The following is a 17,930-nucleotide window of genomic DNA, read 5'->3' as shown; positions in this document are numbered from 1 at the left end:
TCTCGTCGATCGGCGTTCATCGCGATGCCCGGGCGAACGCGTCCATCGCTTCTTGAGAGAGTTCCGCGCTCCGCGGTCCACCGTGGCCGTCCTCTTCGACGATCTCGAGGCGGGATCCTGGCCAGGCGCGGTGCAGTCTCCACGCCGTCAATGCCGGCCCGCTGATGTCACGCCGTCCGTGGACGAGGACCCCGGGGATGCCGGCGAGCTGTTCCGCACGGGCGAGGATGGCCGCGTCACCGGTGAGGAAGCAGTCGCGCGCCCAGTAGTGCGAGACCAGGGTGGCGAAGTTTCGTCTGTGCCGCTCGTCGTCGTGCAGCGGACCCGGGGTGGAGAGCGGGCCCAGGGACATGTGGGTGGCCTCCCACTCGTCCCACTGGTCGGCGGCCACTTGGCGCATGTGCGGATCGCCCTGGGTCAAGAGCCGTGCGTAGCCCTCGATCGTGCGTTCATCCGCGCGCAGGAGCGAACGGAGGCGCTCATACGCCTCGGGGAACACCGGAGCGATGCCGTCGGTGATCCAATCGATCTCCCATCGCCCTCCGGTCGTGACGGCGAGGTTGACGATCTCCGTGACCCGATCGGGATGCTCGAGGGCGTACGCGAGCGCCAGGGTGGATCCCCACGACACTCCGTGCAAGAGCCAGCGGTCGATGCCGAGATGCACCCGCACCGCCTCGATATCGGCGAGGAGGTCGTCCATGGTCTGATGCTGCAGGCTGGAGAGGTCATCCATCGCCCAGGGCTCGCTCCGCCCGCAACCGCGCTGATCGATCCCGACGATCAGATGAAGGGTGGGGTCGAACCGGCGTCGGTACCCGCCCTTGCCGAGATTCCCGCCGGGTCCGCCATGCAGATAGAGCGCTGGTCGCCCTCGCGGATTACCGGAGGTCTCCCAATACAGCCGGGCGCCGTCCGGCCTTTCCACGAACCCGGAGTCGAACGGTTCCAGAGGGGGATGCTGCATCTCGGCAGCCTAACGGCATCCCGGGTCGTGTTCGAGGTCAGGAGCGGACGACCATGACCGTCGGGTCGAAGACCCGCTCGCAGGGACCCTGGTCGTTCTCGAAGGGCTGGCCCTCACGTACCCAGTACTCGTAGCCGCCGATCATCTCGCGGACCTCGTAGCCGAGGCGGGCGAAGGCGAGGGCGCCCTTCTGCCCGGCGTTGCAGCCGGGGCTCCAGCAGTACACCACGACGGGGGTATCGAGCGCGATCTCGAGAGGTGCGCGATCGTCGATGTCTCGATACGGCATGTGAACGGCGCCCGTGATGCGTCCCTGCGCCCAGGCCTCGTCGCCGCGCACGTCGACGAGCACAAAGCGGTCGCCGTTCTTCTGGGCCGCGTACACGTCGCTGGGGTCGGTCTCGAAGGCGAGGCGGCGCGAGAAGTAATCCTGAGCGTCGGTCATGTCTCCCACGTTAGGGGAGCGCGTCACGCCGGGGGAGGAGCACGGATGCCATTCCGCGGTGCCTGCCTGCCAGACCCTCTCCGCGTGGATGGAGGCGTGGCTCGGGCTACGTGTCTCGCGCGGACGTGAGGCACGGCGGGGAGAACGCAAGAACCCCGGTGCCGAAGCACCGGGGTTCTTGGGGGAGGCGATCACTCGCTCTTGTCGCCCTCCGGGCGGTTGCGCTCTTCGAGACCCTTGGGAGCCGGGATCTCGACCTCGGTACGCTCACCCACCGCGTTACGGGGGCGACCATCCTCGTCGGCACGGGCGTTGGCGCCCGCGATCTCGTCGGCCTCTTCGTTATCGATGTGGTCGAGTTCGTGGTGCTGGTGAGCCACCGCGGCGTCGAGCTCGGCCTGCGTGAGGGGAGCGAGACGATCCTCGAAGAACCAGCGCGACACGGAACCGCGGACGTTCTCGTACCAGGGGATCTCACCCTTGGCGTTGGGACGCACGACCAGCGGCTCGTAGGTCTCGTTGTCGATCAGCTTCCAGCGCTCGTACTCGTCGACGGGCTGGTGGACCTCGATGTACTCGCCACCGGGGAGACGGACGATGCGACCGGACTCATAGCCGTGCAGCGCGATCTCGCGGTCCTTCTTCTGCAGCGCGATGCAGACGCGCTTCGCGATGAAGTAGGCGAGGATCGGACCCAGGATCAGCAGGGCCTGCAGGACGTGGATGACACCTTCCATCGTGAGGTGGAAGTGCGTCGCGATGATGTCGGACGACGCAGCCGCCCACATCACGGCGTAGAACGTCACGCCGGCGGCGCCGATCGCGGTGCGCGTCGCGGCGTTGCGCGGACGCTGGGCGATGTGGTGCTCGCGCTTGTCTCCGGTCACCCAGGCCTCGATGAAGGGGTACACGAGAACCAGGACGATGAACAGCCCCAGCACGCCGACGGGGATGATGATGTTCCACGAGAAGGTGTGGTCCCAGAGCACGAACTCGAGGTGCGGCGGGATCAGACGGAGCATGCCGTCGGCGAAGCCGATGTACCAGTCGGGCTGCGTTCCCGCGGAGACCGGGGAGGGGTCGTACGGACCGTAGTTCCAGATGGGGTTGATGGTCACGAGAGCGGCGATCAGCACGATCACACCGAACGTGATGAAGAAGAAGCCACCCATCTTGGAGGCGTAGACCGGGAGCATCGGGTAGCCCACGACGTTGCTGTTCGTGCGGGCGGGGCCGGCGAACTGGGTGTGCTTGTTGATGATCATCAGCATGAGGTGCACCGCGAGGAGCGCCACGAGGATCGCCGGCAGCAGCAGGATGTGCAGCGTGTAGAGGCGTCCGACGATCGCGGTACCGGGGAACTCGCCACCGAAGAGCAGGAACGACGTCCACGTGCCGATGATCGGCAGACCCTTGATCATGCCGTCGATGATGCGCAGGCCGTTGCCGGAGAGCAGATCGTCAGGGAGCGAGTATCCGGTGAAGCCCTCGGCCATCGCGAGGATGAACAGGATGAAGCCGACGACCCAGTTGAGCTCGCGGGGCTTGCGGAACGCGCCCGTGAAGAACACGCGGAGCATGTGCACGCCGATACCGGCGACGAACACGAGCGCCGCCCAGTGGTGGATCTGGCGAACGAGCAGGCCGCCGCGCAGATCGAACGAGATGTGCAGAGCCGACTCCATGGCGGCGGACATCGCGATACCGCGCATGGGCTCGTACGCACCGTTGTAGTGCGTCTCGACCATCGAAGCCTGGAAGAAGAACGTCAGGAAGGTGCCGGAGAGCAGCACGACGACGAAGCTCCACAGAGCGATCTCGCCGAGCATGAACGACCAGTGGTCGGGGAAGACCTTGCGGCCGAGCTCCTTGACGATGCCCGACATGCTCGTGCGCTCGTCCATGTAGTTCGCGACCGAGCCGACGAAGCGGCCGCCGAGCGGCTTGCCGTCGCGCCCGCTCGTCGCGGGGGGACCCGCGTGCACCGCGGGTTCGGTGGTGACGTTCTCGGTGGGATGGGTACCGATGCTCATGAGCGCTCCCAGAAGCTGGGGCCGACGGGCTCGTGGAAGTCACTCTGCGCGACGAGGTAACCCTCGGCGTCGACGGTGATGGGGAGCTGCGGCAGGGGACGGGCGGCCGGGCCGAAGATGACGGCCGCACCGTTGGCGACGTCGAACTGCGACTGGTGGCAGGGGCACAGGAGGTGGTGGGTCTGCTGCTCGTAGAGCGCGACGGGGCAACCGACGTGGGTGCAGACCTTCGAGTACGCGATGATGCCGTCGTACGACCAGTCCAGATTGTTGGTCTCGGGGTTGAGCTGCTCAGGCTGCATGCGCATGAGCAGAACGATCGCCTTGGCCTTCTCTTCGAGGTAGCCCTCGTCGTGGCCCAGGCCCGCGAGTTCCTCCGGGATCACGTGGAAGGCGGACCCCAGGGTCACGTCCGCCGCGCGGATCGGACGACCCGAGGGGTCGTGCGTCAGGCGCATGCCCTCTTTCCACATGGTGTGGCTGAGGAGCTTCACCGGGTCCTGGTCCTGCGGCGCCAAGCCTCGGAACAGCGTGATACCCGGGATGACCGAGGCGGCCAGGGCGGCGAACATCGAGTTGCGAATGATCTCGCGACGTCCGAACCCCGAGTCCTTGTCGGCCTCGGCGAAGACATTGATCGCACCCTCGCGGACCTCGTCACGGCCACGGGTGGCGTGACGGTCCTCGATGTACTCCTTGTCGGACATGACCGACTTGCCCCAGTGAATGGTGCCGATGCCGATCGCCAGCAGCGCGAAGGCGATGCCGAGTCCGATGAAGAGGTTGTTGTACCGGATGTCGATCAGCGCGCCCGACTCGATCGGGAAGATCATGTAGGCGATGCTCGCCCAGATGCTCGCCGCGACCGAGAAGTAGAACAGGGTGTAGACCGTGCGAACCGCACGCTTCATCGCCTGCGGGTCCTGGTCGGTCATGCGCTGACGGTGGCCGGGAAGGCCGGGGTTCTGTACGGCGTCGGGAACCGCGACGGCGAGCCCCGAGGTGGGCTTCCAGGAAGCCCTCTCGTGCTCGAGTGCGTCGTCCTCGTGTGCCATGGTGCTCCTCGTGCGTTTACGTAATGTCGAAGACGACGGTCAGTTGGACTTCGCCGTGATCCACACGGTCAGGGCGATGAGCGCCCCGATACCGAAGATCCAGATGAACAGACCCTCCGAGACCGGGCCGAGCGAACCGAGGGCGTAGCCACCGGGCGAGTCGCTCTTCTGCAGGTACATCAGGTAGGAGATGACGTCGCGCTTGTCTTCGGGGGTGAGGTTCAGGTCGTTGAACACCGGCATGTTCTGCGGGCCGGTGACCATGGCCGCGTAGATGTTGACCGGGGTGGTGGTGTGCAGGTCGGGGGCGTACTTGCCCTCGGTGAGCGCGCCACCGGCGCCGGCCACGTTGTGGCACATGGCGCAGTTGATGCGGAAGAGCTCTGCGCCGTGCGACAGGTCGCCCTGACCGTCGACCAGGTCTTCGGTGGGGTAGCTCGGGCCGGGGGCCGATGACTGGACGTACGCGGCGATCGCGTTGACCTGCTCCTCGGTGAACTGCACGGGCTTGACCGGAGCCTGCGGACCCTGGGCCTGCAACGGCATACGACCGGTCGACACCTGGAAGTGCACCGAGAGCTCGCCGACGCCGAAGAGCGACGGGCCCTGCTGGCTGCCCTGCAGGTCGAGACCATGGCACGTGGCGCAGTTGGCCTGGAAGAGCTTCTGCCCTTCTTCGACCGCCGACGCCGAGTTCGCCTCGCTCGTGGGGGTGCTGGAGGTGGCGGCCATCGCGGCCGATGCGCCGGCGTAGACGCCTCCGGTCAGGAGGAGTCCGATGCCGATGAGCGCGGCGGCGGCCAGGGGGCTACGACGCCCGGACGCCCGACGAGTCTTCTTCTCGCGTGCCATGTGGAGTACTGCTCTCTTACTTGAGGAAGTAGATGACGAAGAACAGGGCGATCCAGACGACGTCGACGAAGTGCCAGTAGTACGACACGACGATCGAGGTGGTCATCTCTTTCCGACCGAAGTTCTTCACGGCGTACGCACGGCCGATCACGAGCAGGAAGGCGATGAGGCCACCCGTCACGTGCAGGGCGTGGAAGCCGGTGGTGATGTAGAAGGCCGAGGCGTAGGGGTTGGCGCTGATGGGCATGCCTTCGGCTACCAGGGTCGCGTACTCCCACACCTGACCCGACACGAAGACCGCGCCGAGGATGAAGGTGAGGTAGAACCACTCCACCATTCCCCACTTCAGGAAGCCGGTGGCCTTGCCGGTGCGGTACGGCTGGTACCGCTCCGCGGCGAAGACGCCCATCTGGCAGGTGACCGAAGACAGCACGAGGATGATCGTGTTGACGGTCGCGAAGGGAACGTTCAGCAGCTGCGTCTCTTCGGCCCACAGGGAGGCCGACGTGCTGCGGAGGGTGAAGTAGATCGCGAACAGGCCGGCGAAGAACATGACCTCGCTGCCCAGCCACACGATGGTGCCCACGGCGACCGGGTCGGGCCGCTTCACGGCACGCACAGCCTGGGAATACGTCGCTGAGGTCGTCACCGTTCCATTATGCGCGATCCGAGAGCCCGATATTCCCATCCCTACCCTGCGATATTCCATCGTCGAGACTTAGGGAAGCCTCAGAATCTCCAAGTAATCCCCGGTACGGAGGCTGTTTCGTTGGCGGGTGCGGAGCGCTGTCGCGCGACACGCGTGTGGAAGGATCATGGCATGGCGGAACGTTTCACCTGGCCCGATCTCCTCTCGTCGTTGCTGGCCGGCGACGACCTCAGCGTGTCGGAGTCCACCTGGGCCATGCGCAAGGTCATGGCGGGGGAGGCGACGCCCTCTCAACTCGGCGGGTTCCTCATGGCGCTGCGGGCCAAGGGCGAGACGGTCGAGGAGATCGTCGGCTTCCGCGACGCGATCCTCGAAGCCGCGGTGCCCCTCCCGGTCCGCGCTGATGTCCTCGACATCGTCGGCACGGGCGGCGACCGCTACGGCACCGTGAACATCTCGACCATGGCGGCTGTCGTGGCCGCGGCATCCGGAGTTCCCGTCGTCAAGCACGGCAACCGTGCCGCGAGCTCGGCCTCGGGGTCTTCGGACGTGTTGTCGTCTCTGGGGATCGGGTTGACGTTGTCGCCCGAGAAGGTCGCCGAGATCCTGGACCGCACGGGCATCACCTTCGCCTTCGCCTCGGCCTTCCACCCGGGCTTCCGACACGCGGCGGCCACCCGTTCGGAGCTCGGTGTGCCGACGGTGTTCAATTTCCTCGGTCCGCTCTGCAATCCCGCGCGTGCCGAGGCTAACGCGGTGGGCGTCGCGCACCTCGACCGCGTTCCACTCATCACGGGGGTCTTCCGCACACGCGGGGCGACCGCCCTGGTGTTCCGCGGCGACGACGGTCTCGACGAGCTGACCACCACCGGGCACAGCCGTGTCTGGGAGATCAGCCGTGGCGACGTCCACGAGCACGATCTGGATCCCCGGGATCTCGGCATCCCTCTCGCCGACATGGACGACCTGCTGGGCGGGTCTCCCGATCACAACGCCGCCGTGGTGCGGCGGGTGCTCGGCGGCGACCGCGGGGCCGTGCGGGACATCGTGCTGCTGAACGCGGCGGCGGGGCTCGTGTCGTTCCGTCTGTTCCAGGATGCCGCGCAGGTGCAGCGGCCGATCCTCGAGCGGCTGGGTGAGGCCATGGCCGACGCGGCCGCGGCGATCGACGACGGCCGCGCATCCGCGAAGCTCGACGACTGGGTCGAGGCCTCGAAGGCGCTGGCGGAGTAGGCGTGGACCCGCTCGACGCGCTCACCGAGATCGCGTACCTGCTCGAGCGGGAGCGGTCCTCGCGGTACAAGTCGAAGGCGTTCCGCACGGCGGCCGCCGCGATCGAGGGGCTGAGCGACGCGCAGTTGCGGGATCCGTCGCTTCGTCGCCGCGCGGGCATCGGGGAGTCCACCTTCGCGGTCATCCAGCAGGCGCTGAGGGGCGAGGTGCCCGAACGCCTGGCGACGCTGCGCGCGGAGTCCGCCCCCACCGGAGGCGCGGAGCTGCGGGCGCAGTTGAAGGGCGACCTGCATAGCCACAGCGAATGGTCCGACGGACTGACCCCGATCGAGACCATGGTCGACGCGGCGCGCGGACTCGGTCACGAGTACCTCGCCCTCACCGATCACTCTCCGCGACTCACCGTCGCGAACGGGCTCTCGCCCGAGCGGCTCCGCGCGCAGATGGACATCGTCCGTGGTCATCGGGGCGACGGGTTCACGCTCCTCAGTGGAATCGAGGTCGACATCCTCGACGACGGTGCCCTCGACCAGGAGGACGAGCTGCTGCACGCGCTCGATGTGGTCGTGGCATCCGCTCATTCCAAGCTGCGCATGGAACGCGGGCCCATGACGAAACGGCTCGTCGCGGCGGCGAGCGACCCGCGGGTCGACGTGCTCGGGCATGTGACCGGCCGGCTCGTGGAGGGAGCGCGGGGGACGCGACCTCGATCGGAGTTCGACGCGCGCGAGGTCTTCGCGGCGGCGGCGGCCTCGGGTGTGGCGGTGGAGATCAATTCGCGACCCGAGCGACAGGATCCTCCGGACGACCTGCTGGCTCTCGCGATCGAGGCGGGATGCCTCTTCGCGATCGATTCGGACGCCCACGCTCCCGGTCAGCTGTCGCTGCTGGACTTCGGTGCCGCGCGCGCCGAGGCTCTGCAGGTGCCCGTCGACCGGATCGTCACGACCTGGCCGCTCGAGCGCTTGCGCGCCTGGCTCGAGCGCGGTCGCTGAGCCCGCTCAGGCGGGGAGGGCGGCGAGCGCCCTCGTCATCGACGATCCGAGGTTCCAGCGCTCGGCGAGTTCTTCGGCGGCGGACCGGTCCACGGGGCCGAGGCGGTCGTCGAAGGGCTCGAGGTCGAGCTCGCGCGCGACGCGCACCACGGTCGGGGCGACCTCGAGGTAGTCCGCGGCGGCGGCGATCTTCGCGCGCTGGGCGGGTGTTCCCGCGGTGCCCTCGAGGACCCCCGCGCGGATACCGTCGAGGTCGCCGCACGCGGTGAGCAGCGCCGCCGCGGACTTCTCGCCGATGCCCGAAACGCCGGGCAGCCCGTCGGAGGGGTCGCCGCGCAGCACCGCGAAGTCGGCGTACTGCTTGGCGTGGACGCCGTACTTGGCGAAGACGGCCGCGTCGTCGACGAGCTCGAGATTGCTCATCCCTCGAGCGGTGTAGACGATCCGGATGCCGCGATCGTCGTCGACCAGTTGGAAGAGGTCGCGGTCGCCGGTGACGACGTCGACCGGGACGTCGGCTCGCGTGGCGAGGACCCCGATGACGTCGTCGGCCTCGTGCTCGGCGGCGCCCACCACGGGGATGCCGAGCACGGCCAGCGCCTCGCGGATGAGGGGGATCTGCGCTTCGAGCGGATCGGGTACCTCCTCGACGTCGGGCCCGGCCGGAACGGCCTCGACCACGCGATGGGCCTTGTAACTCGGCAGGAGGTCGACGCGCCACGCGGGGCGCCAGTCGTCGTCCCAGCAGGCGACGAGCCGCGAGGGCTCGTACGTCGTGACCAGCTTCGCGATCATGTCGAGCAGGCCCCGCACGGCGTTCACCGACGAGCCGTCGGCCGCCTTGACCTTGTCGGGTACCCCGTAGAACGCGCGGAAATAGAGCGAGGCGGTGTCGAGGAGCATGAGGCGATCGGTCACGCCCTCGATCCTGGCACGCGGGGTGGCCCGCTGACCTAGAGTGGCCGGATGTCCTTCGGCTCCGCCTCGTATCGTCCGACACCGGATGCCGCGTGCCCGTGCGGTCGCGCTCCCTTCGGCGAGTGCTGCGGACCGATCCTGGACGGCGCGATCGCCCCGAGCGCGGAACGGTTGATGCGTTCGCGCTACACCGCGTTCTCGGTCGGCGACGCGGTGCATCTGACCAGGTCATGGCATCCGCGCACCCGACCCGACGACATCGTCGTCGACGACGGCACGGAGTGGACGGCGCTCGTGATCGAGGATGCCTCCGAGGACGGCGATGCCGCGACCGTGACCTTCCGCGCCGCATGGCGGCATGGCCGTGAGCGTGGCGAGTTGCGCGAACGCTCCCGGTTCGCGCGGCGCGGCGGGCGCTGGGTCTACGTGGACGGCGACGTCGACTGACACGGAGCCGCTCGCGGGGGTCGTCAAGCCCGCGGGGCATGTCGGGGGTGGTGCGTAGGGTCGGTCCAGGATCCTCGGCGAAAGGACACGGATGATCCCCGACGAACACCGCGACCTCCTCGAGAACCCGAACTACGGCAGCCTCGGTACCGTTCGCCCCGACGGCACGGTGCAGGTCAATCCGATGTGGTTCGAGTTCGACGGGGAGCACCTGCTCTTCACGCACACCTCGACGCGGCAGAAGTTCCGCAACCTGCAGCGAAACCCCTCGATGAGCCTGATGGTGTTCGATCCCGAACGCCCGTATCGCTATGTCGAGGTGCGCGGGCGTCTGATCGCGGCCGAGCCCGATCCGACAGGGGCGTTCTACGTGCGCCTCGGGCAGCGCTACGGCAACGCCGAGCAGGCGGCTCCGCCGGACAGCGCGGATCGAGTGATCCTGAAGATGTCGATCGACAAAGTAGGAGGACAGTGACATGGAACGCATCGTGATCGTGGGAGGGCACGGCAAGGTGGCCCTCCATCTGGCTCGGCTGCTCGCCGACCGTGGAGACGAGGCGACGTCGGTCATCCGCACGGCGGAGCAGTCGTCCGACATCGAGAGCGCGGGCGCCACGCCGCTCGTGCTCGATGTCGAGAAGGCCGATGTGGGCGAGATGGTCGAGGCCTTCTCGGGAGCGGATGCCGTGGTCTGGTCGGCGGGAGCGGGCGGCGGCAGCGCCGAGCGCACGTACGCGGTCGACCGCGATGCCGCGCAACGAGCGATCGACGCGGCCGCGAAGGCCGGCGTGCGACGTTTCGTCATGGTCTCGTGGATCGGCTCGACGCCCGACCACGGCATCGACCCCGACGACGCGTTCTTCGCTTACGCGGACGCGAAGCTCGCGGCCGACGACCACCTGCGCGCCAGCGATTTGGACTGGACGATCCTTGGCCCCGGGACGCTCACCACGGACGAGCCCACGGGTCGCATCACCACGGCGCCGCAGGGTAAGGCCGAGGTCTCGCGAGCCGACGTCGCGGCCGTCGCGGCGGCCGTACTCCTGCAGCCCGCCACGGTGGGGCGCTTCATCCGCTTCGGTGCCGGGCAGACCCCGATCGCCGAGGCCATCGTGGCCGATGCCGGTCGCACGAACGGAGAACAGGCATGAACGCTCTGAGCGAGAAGGCCGAGGCCTTCGCGAAGCTGCACACGGCGCCCGAGATCCTGCGGGTCGTGAACATCTGGGACGTCGTCTCGGCCCGTGCGGTCGCCGCCCTGCCCGAGACCAAGGCCCTGGCCACGGCCGGACACTCGATCGCCGCCACCTTCGGTTACGAGGACGGCGAGAACATCCCGCTCGAGGTCATGCTCGACATGGTGGGACGCATCGTCGCGGCGGTGGATGTGCCGGTGACCGCCGACCTCGACGCCGGCTTCGGCAACCCCGGCGAGACGACGCGCCGCGCGATCGGCGTCGGCATCGTCGGCGCCAACGTCGAGGACCGGGTCAAGCCGTTCGACGAGGCGGTGGCAGCGGTCGAGGCCGTCATCGCGGCGGGGGAGGCCGAGGGCGTGCCCTTCGTGCTCAACGCGCGCACCGACGTGTTCGTCAAGGGCGGCGACCGCCCGCTCGACGAGAAGATCGCGGATGCCGTGAAGCGCGGACGCGCCTTCCTCGATGCCGGAGCGACCTCGGTTTTCGTCCCCGGTCTTCTGGACGCGGAGACGACCCGTCGGCTGGTCGAGGGTCTGGGAGAGCAGCGTCTGAGCGTCATCGGCTTCCCCGGGGCGCTGTCGGCCGGCGAGTACGAGAAGCTCGGCGTCGCTCGGATCTCGTACGGTCCGCTCACTCAGCGTGTCGCGCTGACCTCGCTGCAGGATCTCGCGATCGATCTCTACGGCGACGGGGTCATCCCCTCGTCGGTGCGCGAACTCAACTGACGAGAGTCGGGACGTCGCTCCTCGGCGCGGCGTCCCGGCCGGCTCCTGGTCGGGACGCCGGCGCTGACGCGACGCGGTGCCCCGGCGTCGCCCGCCCGCGGTGGCGGGTGCCGGTGCGTTTCAGTCCGCGTCGCTCGGGCCCTCGTCGTCGACGATGATCACGCCGTCGGGGACGGGGTCGCCGAGCAGCGGCTCGGCCGCGAGCGTGAGGTCGATCGTCGCGCGCAGCAACCCGCCGAGGGTCGCCGACCGCAGCAGCTCCAGCTGGTCGAGCTCGCCGAGCGGGGCGATCGCTGCAACCTGCCAGGCGCGGGGGAGCGGTTCCTCTGCCAACTCCACCTCGGGATCCCACCGCGTGCCGCCGAACATCCGGGCGCGGCCCAGGACACGTCGGACGATCCTCTCGGCCTCCTCGAGCAGGGGGAGCAGGGCGTCGTTCCACTCGAGATCGGGGAGCGCGCGCACGTCTGCCCGCGGGTAGGGGTCGTCGTCGAGCCACTCGACGATCTCGAAGCGTCCGGTTCCGAGAGCGACGATCTGCATCTGTCCGGCCTGCGGCACGACCTGGCTCAGCTGTGCCATCGTCCCGAGGGGGAAGCGCTGGTCGCCTCCGCCGGTCTCGCTGCCGCGCTCGATGAGGACGACGCCGAAGGCGGGATCCGTCTCGTCGAGCAGGCGCCCGAGCATGACCAGATAGCGCTCCTCGAAGATCCGCAGCGCGAGGGGCGTGTGCGGGAAGAGGACGGCCCCGAGGGGGAACATCGCGGTACCCATGCGCTCAGTCAATCAGGGGCGGGCGGACGCGGGGCCGGGGGAGCGCGATCAGCGAGCGAGTTCCCAGGTCGGCCATGCGCTCTCAGTCCTGGTCGTCGCGCAGTGTCTCGTGGATGCGGTGCAGGTCCATGAGCAGAGAGCCCACGAGCACCCAGTGCGCGGTCGACGGCGTGCGGATCTGCAGGGGGCGGGTGAGGGCCGGCTCTTCCTCGGCGACGCGCTCGGGACCCGCGTCGAGGGCGAACGCCAGCCGCACGTCGTGTGCGGCGCGGTGCAGCTGCTCGGCGATCGCGCGGACGGCCGGTTCGTCGACGATCGTCGGCTCGTAGCCGTCGTAGACGGCGCGCGTCATGCCGATCGTCTGCGTGACGACGGGGCTGAAGCGCTCGACGAGCGCATCCATCTCCGCGAGAGCGGTGCGGTGCCGACCGCTCCGGGGGTTCAGCGCCAGCGAGTCGGCGCCGTCGCGGATCGCGTCGGCCGCGGCATCCCGAACCGGACGCAGGAGGCGCGCTTCGAGCAGGAGCCCCTCGGCAGAGGCCGACGTCTGCGGTGTCTCGAGGGCGTCTGCGAGACGCTCCAGTGCCGCCGCCAGTTCGCGACCGAGGATGTCGACCTTCGTGCGCGCGGTGGGGACGAGGACGGGGGGAACGAGCACGGCGTTGACGACGATGCCGATGGCCGCGCCGATCAGCGTCTCGAGGACGCGGTCGAGGGCGTAGTTCGGGGTCGCCGTGCCGAGGGCGAGTACGAGCAGGGCGCTGATCGCGATCTGGTTCGTCGCTCCGGCGGAGATGCGCGCCGCCCACGCGACCAGCAGGGCGACTCCCGCCGAGAGCAACGCGACCCACGGGTGCGAGCCGAACACGAGGCCGAGCAGGGCCGCGATGAGCACGCCGACGATCACCCCGACGCTGCGCTCGACCGCCCTCGTGAAGGACTGGTTGATGCTCGGCTGGACCACCAGCAGTGCGGCGATGGCGGCGAAGATCGGGGGCGGGCCCTGGACGAGCCAGCCGGCCAGCAGCCATGCGGCCACGATCGCGATGGCCGATTTGGCGACCTGCAGCAGCGGCACGCGCCGCGGAGCGCGGAAGGTGAGGCTGTCGCGCATGGCGCGGGCGGAGGGGACGCGCACCCTCACTCCCGTCGTCCGACGATGTCGGTCGCGTTCTCTGCGACCCATCCCATGAGCGGAATGACGTGCGTCATGAGGCCGCGCCCGCGGTCGGTGAGGCCGTACTCGACGCGGGGCGGAACCTCGGGATAGGCCGTGCGGAGGACGAGGCCGTCGGCCTCCAGCGTCTTCAGCGTGCTCGCGAGCATCTTCTCGCTGATGCCCTCGATGTTGCGCCGGAGGGCTCCCCAGCGCTGCGTGCCGTCCGAGAGGGCGAGCAGCACCAGGACCCCCCACTTGCCCATGACGTGATCGAGGACCGTGCGTGTGGGGCACCCGTCGGCGAAGAGTCCGGGGTGTTCGGCGCGCATCGACGCGAGACTGACGCTCATGTAAGTACCTAACCAGAAAGTGGGTACCGGCATTCCGGAATGTGACGAGCCACGGGGCGTTGAGCCCCACGAACCCACCGAAAGGATTCCATCATGACCCTCCTCGTCACCGCCGCCTCCGGCCACCTCGGGCGCCTCGTCGTCGACGCTCTGCTCGAGCGCGGCATCGCGGCCTCCGACATCGTCGCCGGTGTGCGCACCCCCGCCAAGGTCGACGACCTCGCCGCCCGCGGCATCGCCGTCGCCGAGCTCGATTACGCGCGCCCCGAGACGATCGCCCCCGCCCTCGAGGGCGTGACCCGCGTTCTGCTCATCTCCGGCACCGACGCCGACCGCGTCGCGGGCCACCGCAACGTCATCGACGCCGTTCGCGCCGCCGGTGTCGAGCGCCTCGTCTACACCAGCGCCCCCCGCGTCGACGAGATCGACTACGCGCTCGGGGCCGATCACAAGGCGACCGAGCAGGCGATCGCCGAGGCGGGCGTCAGCGCCACCATCCTCCGCCACAACTGGTACACGGAGAACTACCTCGACGCGGTCTCCCGCGCGGCGGACACCGGCGAGATCGTCGCGGCAACGGGTGACGCGCGCGTCGCCAGCGCGAGTCGTCGCGACTACGCCGAGGCGGCGGCCATCGCCCTCACCACCGACGACCTCGCCGACCGCACGATCGAGGTCGGCGGCGACGTCGCGTGGACCTACGACGAACTCGCCGCTGCCGCGACGGAGGTGCTCGGCCGTCCGGTGAGCTACACGCGCGTCTCGGTCGAGCAGCTGACGGAGGGTCTGAAAGCGGCGGGACTGGATGCCGGCACGGCGGCGTTTGTGGCGGGGATCGACGACGCGATTGCTCGCGGCGCACTGGAGAAGACCGACGGTTCGCTCTCGCGCATCATCGGGCGTCCCACCACGCCGCTGATCGAGGGCCTGCGCGAGGGTCTCGCCGCTCGCTGAGCGTCGGGCACCACGGCAGCTGGCCCGGGGTCCGGTGCGCCTCACGACGGGCGTGCCGGGCCCGGGGTCGCGAGGGCGGTGATCCGGCGCTGGCGCATTGCGAGGAACAGGGGGAAGGTGAACGCGAAGGCGGTCACCCCCGAGAGCACCACGTAGAGCCAGGTGAAGCGCATGCCGAGCCGTCGCCCCTCGACGATGATGAAGATGCTCCCCGCGACCGCCACGACCAGCAGATCGACGGTGATCGACGAGACCGCCGGCCCGCTCGAGACGAGGTCGCCGATGAAGTCGCGCATCTGCACGATCGCGAAGGCGTTGAAGGTCCAGGTGCCCGCGAGGCCGGCCAGGGCCAGCACGAGGAAGGCCACGGCGGTGGGGGTCCAGTGTCGTCGGAGTGCGGTCATAGACAGATCTTTCCGCAGCCTCGGTGTCGGTGGTGAGGGCTAGCGTCGAAGCATGGATGCCAGGACCGCGACGCGCATGCTCGACGAACGCGAGCGCGAGGTGGAGCACCGTCTGTCGCGCTTGCTCGACGACGAGGCGAGCCTGCGCCACGATCGCGCCGACGCGACCGCCGACGACGAGCACGATCCCGAGGGCTCGACGCTGTCGGGGGAGTGGGCCCAGGTCGATGCCTTGCGGCGGGGCGCCGAAGCGGAGCACAGCGAGATCGCCGCGGCGCGCCAGCGGGTGGCTTCCGGCACCTTCGGCGTGTGCGAGAACTGCGGGCGGGCGATCGCCGACGCTCGTCTCGAGGTGCTGCCCTTCGCGCGGCGCTGCATCTCGTGCGCGGCCTGAGCCGCGGCGGCGGCGGTCGACGTGTCAGGTGAGCCGCGGCGCCTAGGCTCGAAGCATGGAACCCGTCCTCATCGCGCTGCTGTTCGCCAACGCCGTCTTCAACGTCGTCGTCTGGCCGCGTTTCTTCGTGCGCGTGGCGAAAGACCCCCGCGCGAAGAACGCCGCGGGCAAGGCCACGCCGTTCCTCATCGTGCACGCGGTGCTGATCGGGCTCGCCCTCGTGCTGGCTGCGGCCTCGGTCATCGCCGCGGTCGCCGCCCTCGTCGGCTGATCTCGCGCACCCAGGTGCCCGGGAGGTGCCCGCGGTAGCATGGGGACGCGGGATCCCCCCGCCGCACTCTGTGCAACTACCTACCGGTCCGGCAAGGCGGCACGTTCCATCGCCCCCTCCCTGGAGACCCGCGTCATGACAGCGCCCGCCGTCGACCATCGGCCCCTCGTCCATCACACCGGCTTCTGGTACTTCCCGATCGCTTTCGTGGCTCGGCTGCCGTTCGCGATGATGACCGTCGGCGTCCTCGCCCTCGTCGTCGCGACGCGCGGGTCCGTCGCCCTCGGCGGGTTGACGTCCGCGGCGGTGGGTCTCGGCGTCGTGGTCGCCGGTCCCGTGCTCGGCGATCTCGCCGACCGCTACGGGCAGCGGCGGGTGCTCGTGCCGGTGGGCCTGGCCAACGGCATCCTGCTGGCGATCTTCCCCCTCGTGGTGGAGTACGCGACGTCGGACGCCCTGCTGCTCGGAACAGCCGCGGTGATCGGCATGACCGGCCCGCAGACCGCGGCCATGTCGCGCAGCCGTGTGATGGCGCTGATCGGTCTGCGGGTGCATCCCGAGCGGCGGGACCGCACGTTCTCCCGGGCCATGGCCTACGAGTCCGCGGCCGATGAGACGGCGTTCGTCATCGGTCCCTTCGTGGTCGGTGTGCTGGCGGCGTTGGTCGCTGCCTGGGCTCCCATCGTCGGGGCCGCGATCCTCAGCTTCGTCTTCGTGACCGCCTTCGCCCTGCACCCCACCGGTCGCGCCGTGCCCGAACGCTCGGAGCGCACCGCGATGGCGCCGCTGCGCGAGGTGCTGCATCCGCGCATGCTCGTGCTCGTGGCCGCCGTGTTCGGCGTCGGGCTGTTCTTCGGCTCGACCCTCACCTCGCTGACGGCGTTCATGGAGGCACAGGGGGCGCCCGAGGCGGGCGCGCTGCTGTACGGGGTGATGGGTGTGGGGTCGGCGGTGCTGGCCCTCGCCGTCGCCCTCGTGCCCGAGCGCTTCCCGCTGCGCTGGCGCCTCGTGCTGTTCGCCAGTGTGCTGACCGCGTCCGCCGGGGCCTATACGGTCGGTGGATCCGTGACGACCGTCACCCTGGTGCTGTGCCTCATGGGCATCGGCGTCGGCCCGGCGCTCGTCACGCTCTTCAGCCTTGCCGGACACCGCGCACCGCGCGGCCGCACGGCTTCGACGATGACCATCCTCGCCTCGGCCCTGACCCTCGCGCAGGCGCTGTCGTCAGCCGTGACCGGGGCGGTGGCCGAGAACGTCTCCGTCTCCACCGCGATGCTCCTGCCCGCGGGGGCGGCCCTTCTCGTGCTCGCCATGGCGGCGGTGAACGCCTCGGCCGCACCGAGGTGGGACCGGGCGTTCCCCGCGGCGGGACTCAGCGCGGCAGCGGGTAGCGCCGCCGCAGCAGCAGGCGCTGGACCAACGTCCACGCGGTCGTGACGGTGAGATAGAGCCCCGCCGCGAGTGGGGCGAACAGCGCGACCACGGCCGTCGTGAACGGCAGGACTCCGAGCATCCCCGTCGTCCACGCGGGCGCCGACGGATCGACCGCGGGTCGCAGGAGTCGACGCGTGAGTTCGGCCACCCCGGCGATCACGGCGACGAGCACCGCGAAGACGGCGAGGGTACCGGCATCCGTCGTCCCCGCCGACAGGGCTCCGACGAGGCTCCGGCCGAGCGGAACGCCGAAGACGTCGTGCTCGAGCAGCGTGTTGACGTGTCCGCCGACCTGCGGGTGCAGGAACACCGCGTAGAGCAGTCCGACGACGGGTGCCTGGGCCAGCACGGGAAGGCAGCCCGCGAAGGGGGAGGCGCCTTCGTCGCGGTACAGCTGCATCGTCTCGCGCTGGAGACGCTCGGGATCCTTACGCCACCGCTCCTGCAGCGCACGAAGTCGCGGGGCGAGGCGTGCACGCGTCTGCTCGGCGCGCGCCTGCGACACTCCCACGGGGATCAACAGGACCCTTACCGCGAGCGTCACGACGACGACGGCGAGGGCGGCGGAGAGACCGCCGGCGAGGGGGTCGAAGAACGACGTGAGGGCGAGGAGGGCGCGAGTAGTCAGGTCGAGCAGCAGTGCGAGGGGCGGAAAGGCGAAGAGGTCCACGG

Annotated in this window: 22 protein-coding genes; 10 read left to right on the top strand and 12 right to left on the bottom strand. The window is 69.5% G+C overall.

The window, feature by feature from the left end:
* Nucleotides 1-16: 16 nt before the first annotated feature.
* The 6 genes from QE454_RS15540 to QE454_RS15515 form a co-directional block, all read right to left on the bottom strand.
* The gene (locus tag QE454_RS15540; RefSeq protein ID WP_307459895.1) at nt 17-967 is read right to left on the bottom strand and encodes an alpha/beta fold hydrolase; all 951 of its coding nucleotides are present in this window, start codon (nt 965-967) and stop codon (nt 17-19) included.
* Between the two features lie 37 nt (nt 968-1,004).
* The gene (locus tag QE454_RS15535) at nt 1,005-1,412 is read right to left on the bottom strand and encodes a rhodanese-like domain-containing protein (RefSeq protein WP_307459899.1); all 408 of its coding nucleotides are present in this window, start codon (nt 1,410-1,412) and stop codon (nt 1,005-1,007) included.
* A gap of 191 nt (nt 1,413-1,603) precedes the next feature.
* Nucleotides 1,604-3,445 carry a cytochrome bc complex cytochrome b subunit gene (locus tag QE454_RS15530; protein ID WP_373459410.1) on the bottom strand — a complete coding sequence of 614 codons (1,842 nt, stop codon included), beginning with the start codon at nt 3,443-3,445 and terminating at the stop codon, nt 1,604-1,606.
* Complete coding sequence (locus tag QE454_RS15525; protein ID WP_210076290.1) at nt 3,442-4,500, bottom strand: ubiquinol-cytochrome c reductase iron-sulfur subunit; 1,059 nt, start codon at nt 4,498-4,500, stop codon at nt 3,442-3,444. Before QE454_RS15525 ends, QE454_RS15530 begins: the two co-directional genes overlap by 4 nt.
* A 39-nt stretch (nt 4,501-4,539) precedes the next feature.
* Nucleotides 4,540-5,352 carry a c-type cytochrome gene (locus QE454_RS15520; RefSeq protein WP_210076288.1) on the bottom strand — a complete coding sequence of 271 codons (813 nt, stop codon included), beginning with the start codon at nt 5,350-5,352 and terminating at the stop codon, nt 4,540-4,542.
* A 16-nt stretch (nt 5,353-5,368) separates the two neighbouring features.
* On the bottom strand, nt 5,369-6,040 hold the full coding sequence (locus QE454_RS15515; protein WP_094733763.1) for a heme-copper oxidase subunit III: 672 nt from the start codon (nt 6,038-6,040) through the stop codon (nt 5,369-5,371).
* A gap of 132 nt (nt 6,041-6,172) precedes the next feature.
* Between QE454_RS15515 and trpD the strand changes: the two genes are divergently transcribed.
* Nucleotides 6,173-7,234 carry an anthranilate phosphoribosyltransferase gene (trpD, locus tag QE454_RS15510; RefSeq protein ID WP_307459903.1) on the top strand — a complete coding sequence of 354 codons (1,062 nt, stop codon included), beginning with the start codon at nt 6,173-6,175 and terminating at the stop codon, nt 7,232-7,234.
* A 2-nt stretch (nt 7,235-7,236) separates the two neighbouring features.
* Nucleotides 7,237-8,229 carry a PHP domain-containing protein gene (locus QE454_RS15505; protein WP_307459906.1) on the top strand — a complete coding sequence of 331 codons (993 nt, stop codon included), beginning with the start codon at nt 7,237-7,239 and terminating at the stop codon, nt 8,227-8,229.
* Nucleotides 8,230-8,235: 6 nt separating this feature from the next.
* Here the strand turns inward: QE454_RS15505 and QE454_RS15500 are convergent, their stop codons facing one another.
* A complete protein-coding gene (locus QE454_RS15500; protein WP_210076283.1) occupies nt 8,236-9,147 on the bottom strand; it encodes a 5'-3' exonuclease in 912 nt (303 codons plus the stop codon).
* Between the two features lie 48 nt (nt 9,148-9,195).
* Between QE454_RS15500 and QE454_RS15495 the strand changes: the two genes are divergently transcribed.
* From QE454_RS15495 to QE454_RS15480, 4 genes are all read left to right on the top strand, one after another.
* The gene (locus QE454_RS15495) at nt 9,196-9,594 is read left to right on the top strand and encodes a YchJ family protein (RefSeq protein ID WP_307459910.1); all 399 of its coding nucleotides are present in this window, start codon (nt 9,196-9,198) and stop codon (nt 9,592-9,594) included.
* 91 nt (nt 9,595-9,685) lie between these two features.
* On the top strand, nt 9,686-10,069 hold the full coding sequence (locus QE454_RS15490; RefSeq protein WP_210076279.1) for a PPOX class F420-dependent oxidoreductase: 384 nt from the start codon (nt 9,686-9,688) through the stop codon (nt 10,067-10,069).
* A gap of 1 nt (nt 10,070) precedes the next feature.
* Nucleotides 10,071-10,745: an SDR family oxidoreductase gene (locus tag QE454_RS15485; protein ID WP_210076277.1), complete on the top strand. Its 675-nt coding sequence runs from the start codon at nt 10,071-10,073 to the stop codon at nt 10,743-10,745.
* Nucleotides 10,742-11,518, top strand: a complete 777-nt coding sequence (locus QE454_RS15480) for an isocitrate lyase/phosphoenolpyruvate mutase family protein (protein WP_210076275.1) — start codon at nt 10,742-10,744, stop codon at nt 11,516-11,518. The genes QE454_RS15485 and QE454_RS15480 overlap by 4 nt, the downstream gene beginning before the upstream one ends.
* A gap of 120 nt (nt 11,519-11,638) precedes the next feature.
* Here the strand turns inward: QE454_RS15480 and QE454_RS15475 are convergent, their stop codons facing one another.
* The 3 genes from QE454_RS15475 to QE454_RS15465 form a co-directional block, all read right to left on the bottom strand.
* A complete protein-coding gene (locus tag QE454_RS15475) occupies nt 11,639-12,292 on the bottom strand; it encodes an LON peptidase substrate-binding domain-containing protein (RefSeq protein ID WP_210076273.1) in 654 nt (217 codons plus the stop codon).
* 82 nt (nt 12,293-12,374) lie between these two features.
* Nucleotides 12,375-13,430 carry an aromatic acid exporter family protein gene (locus QE454_RS15470; protein WP_307459920.1) on the bottom strand — a complete coding sequence of 352 codons (1,056 nt, stop codon included), beginning with the start codon at nt 13,428-13,430 and terminating at the stop codon, nt 12,375-12,377.
* Nucleotides 13,431-13,432: 2 nt separating this feature from the next.
* Nucleotides 13,433-13,801, bottom strand: coding sequence for a helix-turn-helix domain-containing protein (locus QE454_RS15465; protein WP_210076271.1), 369 nt, complete (start codon nt 13,799-13,801; stop codon nt 13,433-13,435).
* A gap of 93 nt (nt 13,802-13,894) precedes the next feature.
* Between QE454_RS15465 and QE454_RS15460 the strand changes: the two genes are divergently transcribed.
* Entirely contained in the window at nt 13,895-14,755 is an 861-nt protein-coding gene (locus QE454_RS15460) for an SDR family oxidoreductase (RefSeq protein ID WP_210076269.1), read from the top strand.
* Nucleotides 14,756-14,796: 41 nt separating this feature from the next.
* On the opposite strand, the gene QE454_RS15455 is transcribed toward QE454_RS15460, so the two are convergent.
* Complete coding sequence (locus QE454_RS15455; protein WP_210076267.1) at nt 14,797-15,159, bottom strand: DUF2834 domain-containing protein; 363 nt, start codon at nt 15,157-15,159, stop codon at nt 14,797-14,799.
* A 52-nt stretch (nt 15,160-15,211) separates the two neighbouring features.
* On the opposite strand from QE454_RS15455, the gene QE454_RS15450 reads away from it, so the two are divergent.
* From QE454_RS15450 to QE454_RS15440, 3 genes are all read left to right on the top strand, one after another.
* Entirely contained in the window at nt 15,212-15,553 is a 342-nt protein-coding gene (locus QE454_RS15450; RefSeq protein WP_210076265.1) for a TraR/DksA C4-type zinc finger protein, read from the top strand.
* 55 nt (nt 15,554-15,608) lie between these two features.
* Nucleotides 15,609-15,824 (top strand): SCO4848 family membrane protein, encoded by a 216-nt coding sequence (locus QE454_RS15445; protein WP_210076263.1) that lies wholly within the window; start codon nt 15,609-15,611, stop codon nt 15,822-15,824.
* A 135-nt stretch (nt 15,825-15,959) separates the two neighbouring features.
* Nucleotides 15,960-17,261 carry an MFS transporter gene (locus QE454_RS15440; RefSeq protein ID WP_210076261.1) on the top strand — a complete coding sequence of 434 codons (1,302 nt, stop codon included), beginning with the start codon at nt 15,960-15,962 and terminating at the stop codon, nt 17,259-17,261.
* Here the strand turns inward: QE454_RS15440 and QE454_RS15435 are convergent.
* A complete protein-coding gene (locus QE454_RS15435; protein ID WP_210076259.1) occupies nt 17,197-17,928 on the bottom strand; it encodes a membrane protein insertase YidC in 732 nt (243 codons plus the stop codon). The two genes, QE454_RS15440 and QE454_RS15435, sit on opposite strands and share 65 nt — an antisense overlap.
* Nucleotides 17,929-17,930 lie beyond the last annotated feature (2 nt).

The organism is Microbacterium sp. SORGH_AS_0454, from assembly GCF_031453395.1.
In the GTDB taxonomy this organism is placed as follows: domain Bacteria; phylum Actinomycetota; class Actinomycetes; order Actinomycetales; family Microbacteriaceae; genus Microbacterium.
Note: the sequence above shows the minus strand (reverse complement) of the source record. Positions and strands in the feature narration are given on the sequence as shown.

Excerpts from the sequence above, each read along its gene's own strand:
- QE454_RS15455 (WP_210076267.1), bottom strand. The coding sequence starts at position 15,159 with ATGACCGCACTCCGACGACACTGGACCCCCACCGCCGTGGCCTTCCTC.
- QE454_RS15485 (WP_210076277.1), top strand. The coding sequence starts at position 10,071 with ATGGAACGCATCGTGATCGTGGGAGGGCACGGCAAGGTGGCCCTCCAT.
- QE454_RS15460 (WP_210076269.1), top strand. The coding sequence starts at position 13,895 with ATGACCCTCCTCGTCACCGCCGCCTCCGGCCACCTCGGGCGCCTCGTC.
- QE454_RS15490 (WP_210076279.1), top strand. The coding sequence starts at position 9,686 with ATGATCCCCGACGAACACCGCGACCTCCTCGAGAACCCGAACTACGGC.
- QE454_RS15445 (WP_210076263.1), top strand. The coding sequence starts at position 15,609 with ATGGAACCCGTCCTCATCGCGCTGCTGTTCGCCAACGCCGTCTTCAAC.
- QE454_RS15440 (WP_210076261.1), top strand. The coding sequence starts at position 15,960 with ATGACAGCGCCCGCCGTCGACCATCGGCCCCTCGTCCATCACACCGGC.
- QE454_RS15450 (WP_210076265.1), top strand. The coding sequence starts at position 15,212 with ATGGATGCCAGGACCGCGACGCGCATGCTCGACGAACGCGAGCGCGAG.
- QE454_RS15495 (WP_307459910.1), top strand. The coding sequence starts at position 9,196 with ATGTCCTTCGGCTCCGCCTCGTATCGTCCGACACCGGATGCCGCGTGC.
- trpD (WP_307459903.1), top strand. The coding sequence starts at position 6,173 with ATGGCGGAACGTTTCACCTGGCCCGATCTCCTCTCGTCGTTGCTGGCC.
- QE454_RS15520 (WP_210076288.1), bottom strand. The coding sequence starts at position 5,352 with ATGGCACGCGAGAAGAAGACTCGTCGGGCGTCCGGGCGTCGTAGCCCC.
- QE454_RS15515 (WP_094733763.1), bottom strand. The coding sequence starts at position 6,040 with ATGGGAATATCGGGCTCTCGGATCGCGCATAATGGAACGGTGACGACC.
- QE454_RS15540 (WP_307459895.1), bottom strand. The coding sequence starts at position 967 with ATGCAGCATCCCCCTCTGGAACCGTTCGACTCCGGGTTCGTGGAAAGG.
- QE454_RS15535 (WP_307459899.1), bottom strand. The coding sequence starts at position 1,412 with ATGACCGACGCTCAGGATTACTTCTCGCGCCGCCTCGCCTTCGAGACC.
- QE454_RS15530 (WP_373459410.1), bottom strand. The coding sequence starts at position 3,445 with ATGAGCATCGGTACCCATCCCACCGAGAACGTCACCACCGAACCCGCG.
- QE454_RS15465 (WP_210076271.1), bottom strand. The coding sequence starts at position 13,801 with ATGAGCGTCAGTCTCGCGTCGATGCGCGCCGAACACCCCGGACTCTTC.
- QE454_RS15475 (WP_210076273.1), bottom strand. The coding sequence starts at position 12,292 with ATGGGTACCGCGATGTTCCCCCTCGGGGCCGTCCTCTTCCCGCACACG.
- QE454_RS15525 (WP_210076290.1), bottom strand. The coding sequence starts at position 4,500 with ATGGCACACGAGGACGACGCACTCGAGCACGAGAGGGCTTCCTGGAAG.
- QE454_RS15480 (WP_210076275.1), top strand. The coding sequence starts at position 10,742 with ATGAACGCTCTGAGCGAGAAGGCCGAGGCCTTCGCGAAGCTGCACACG.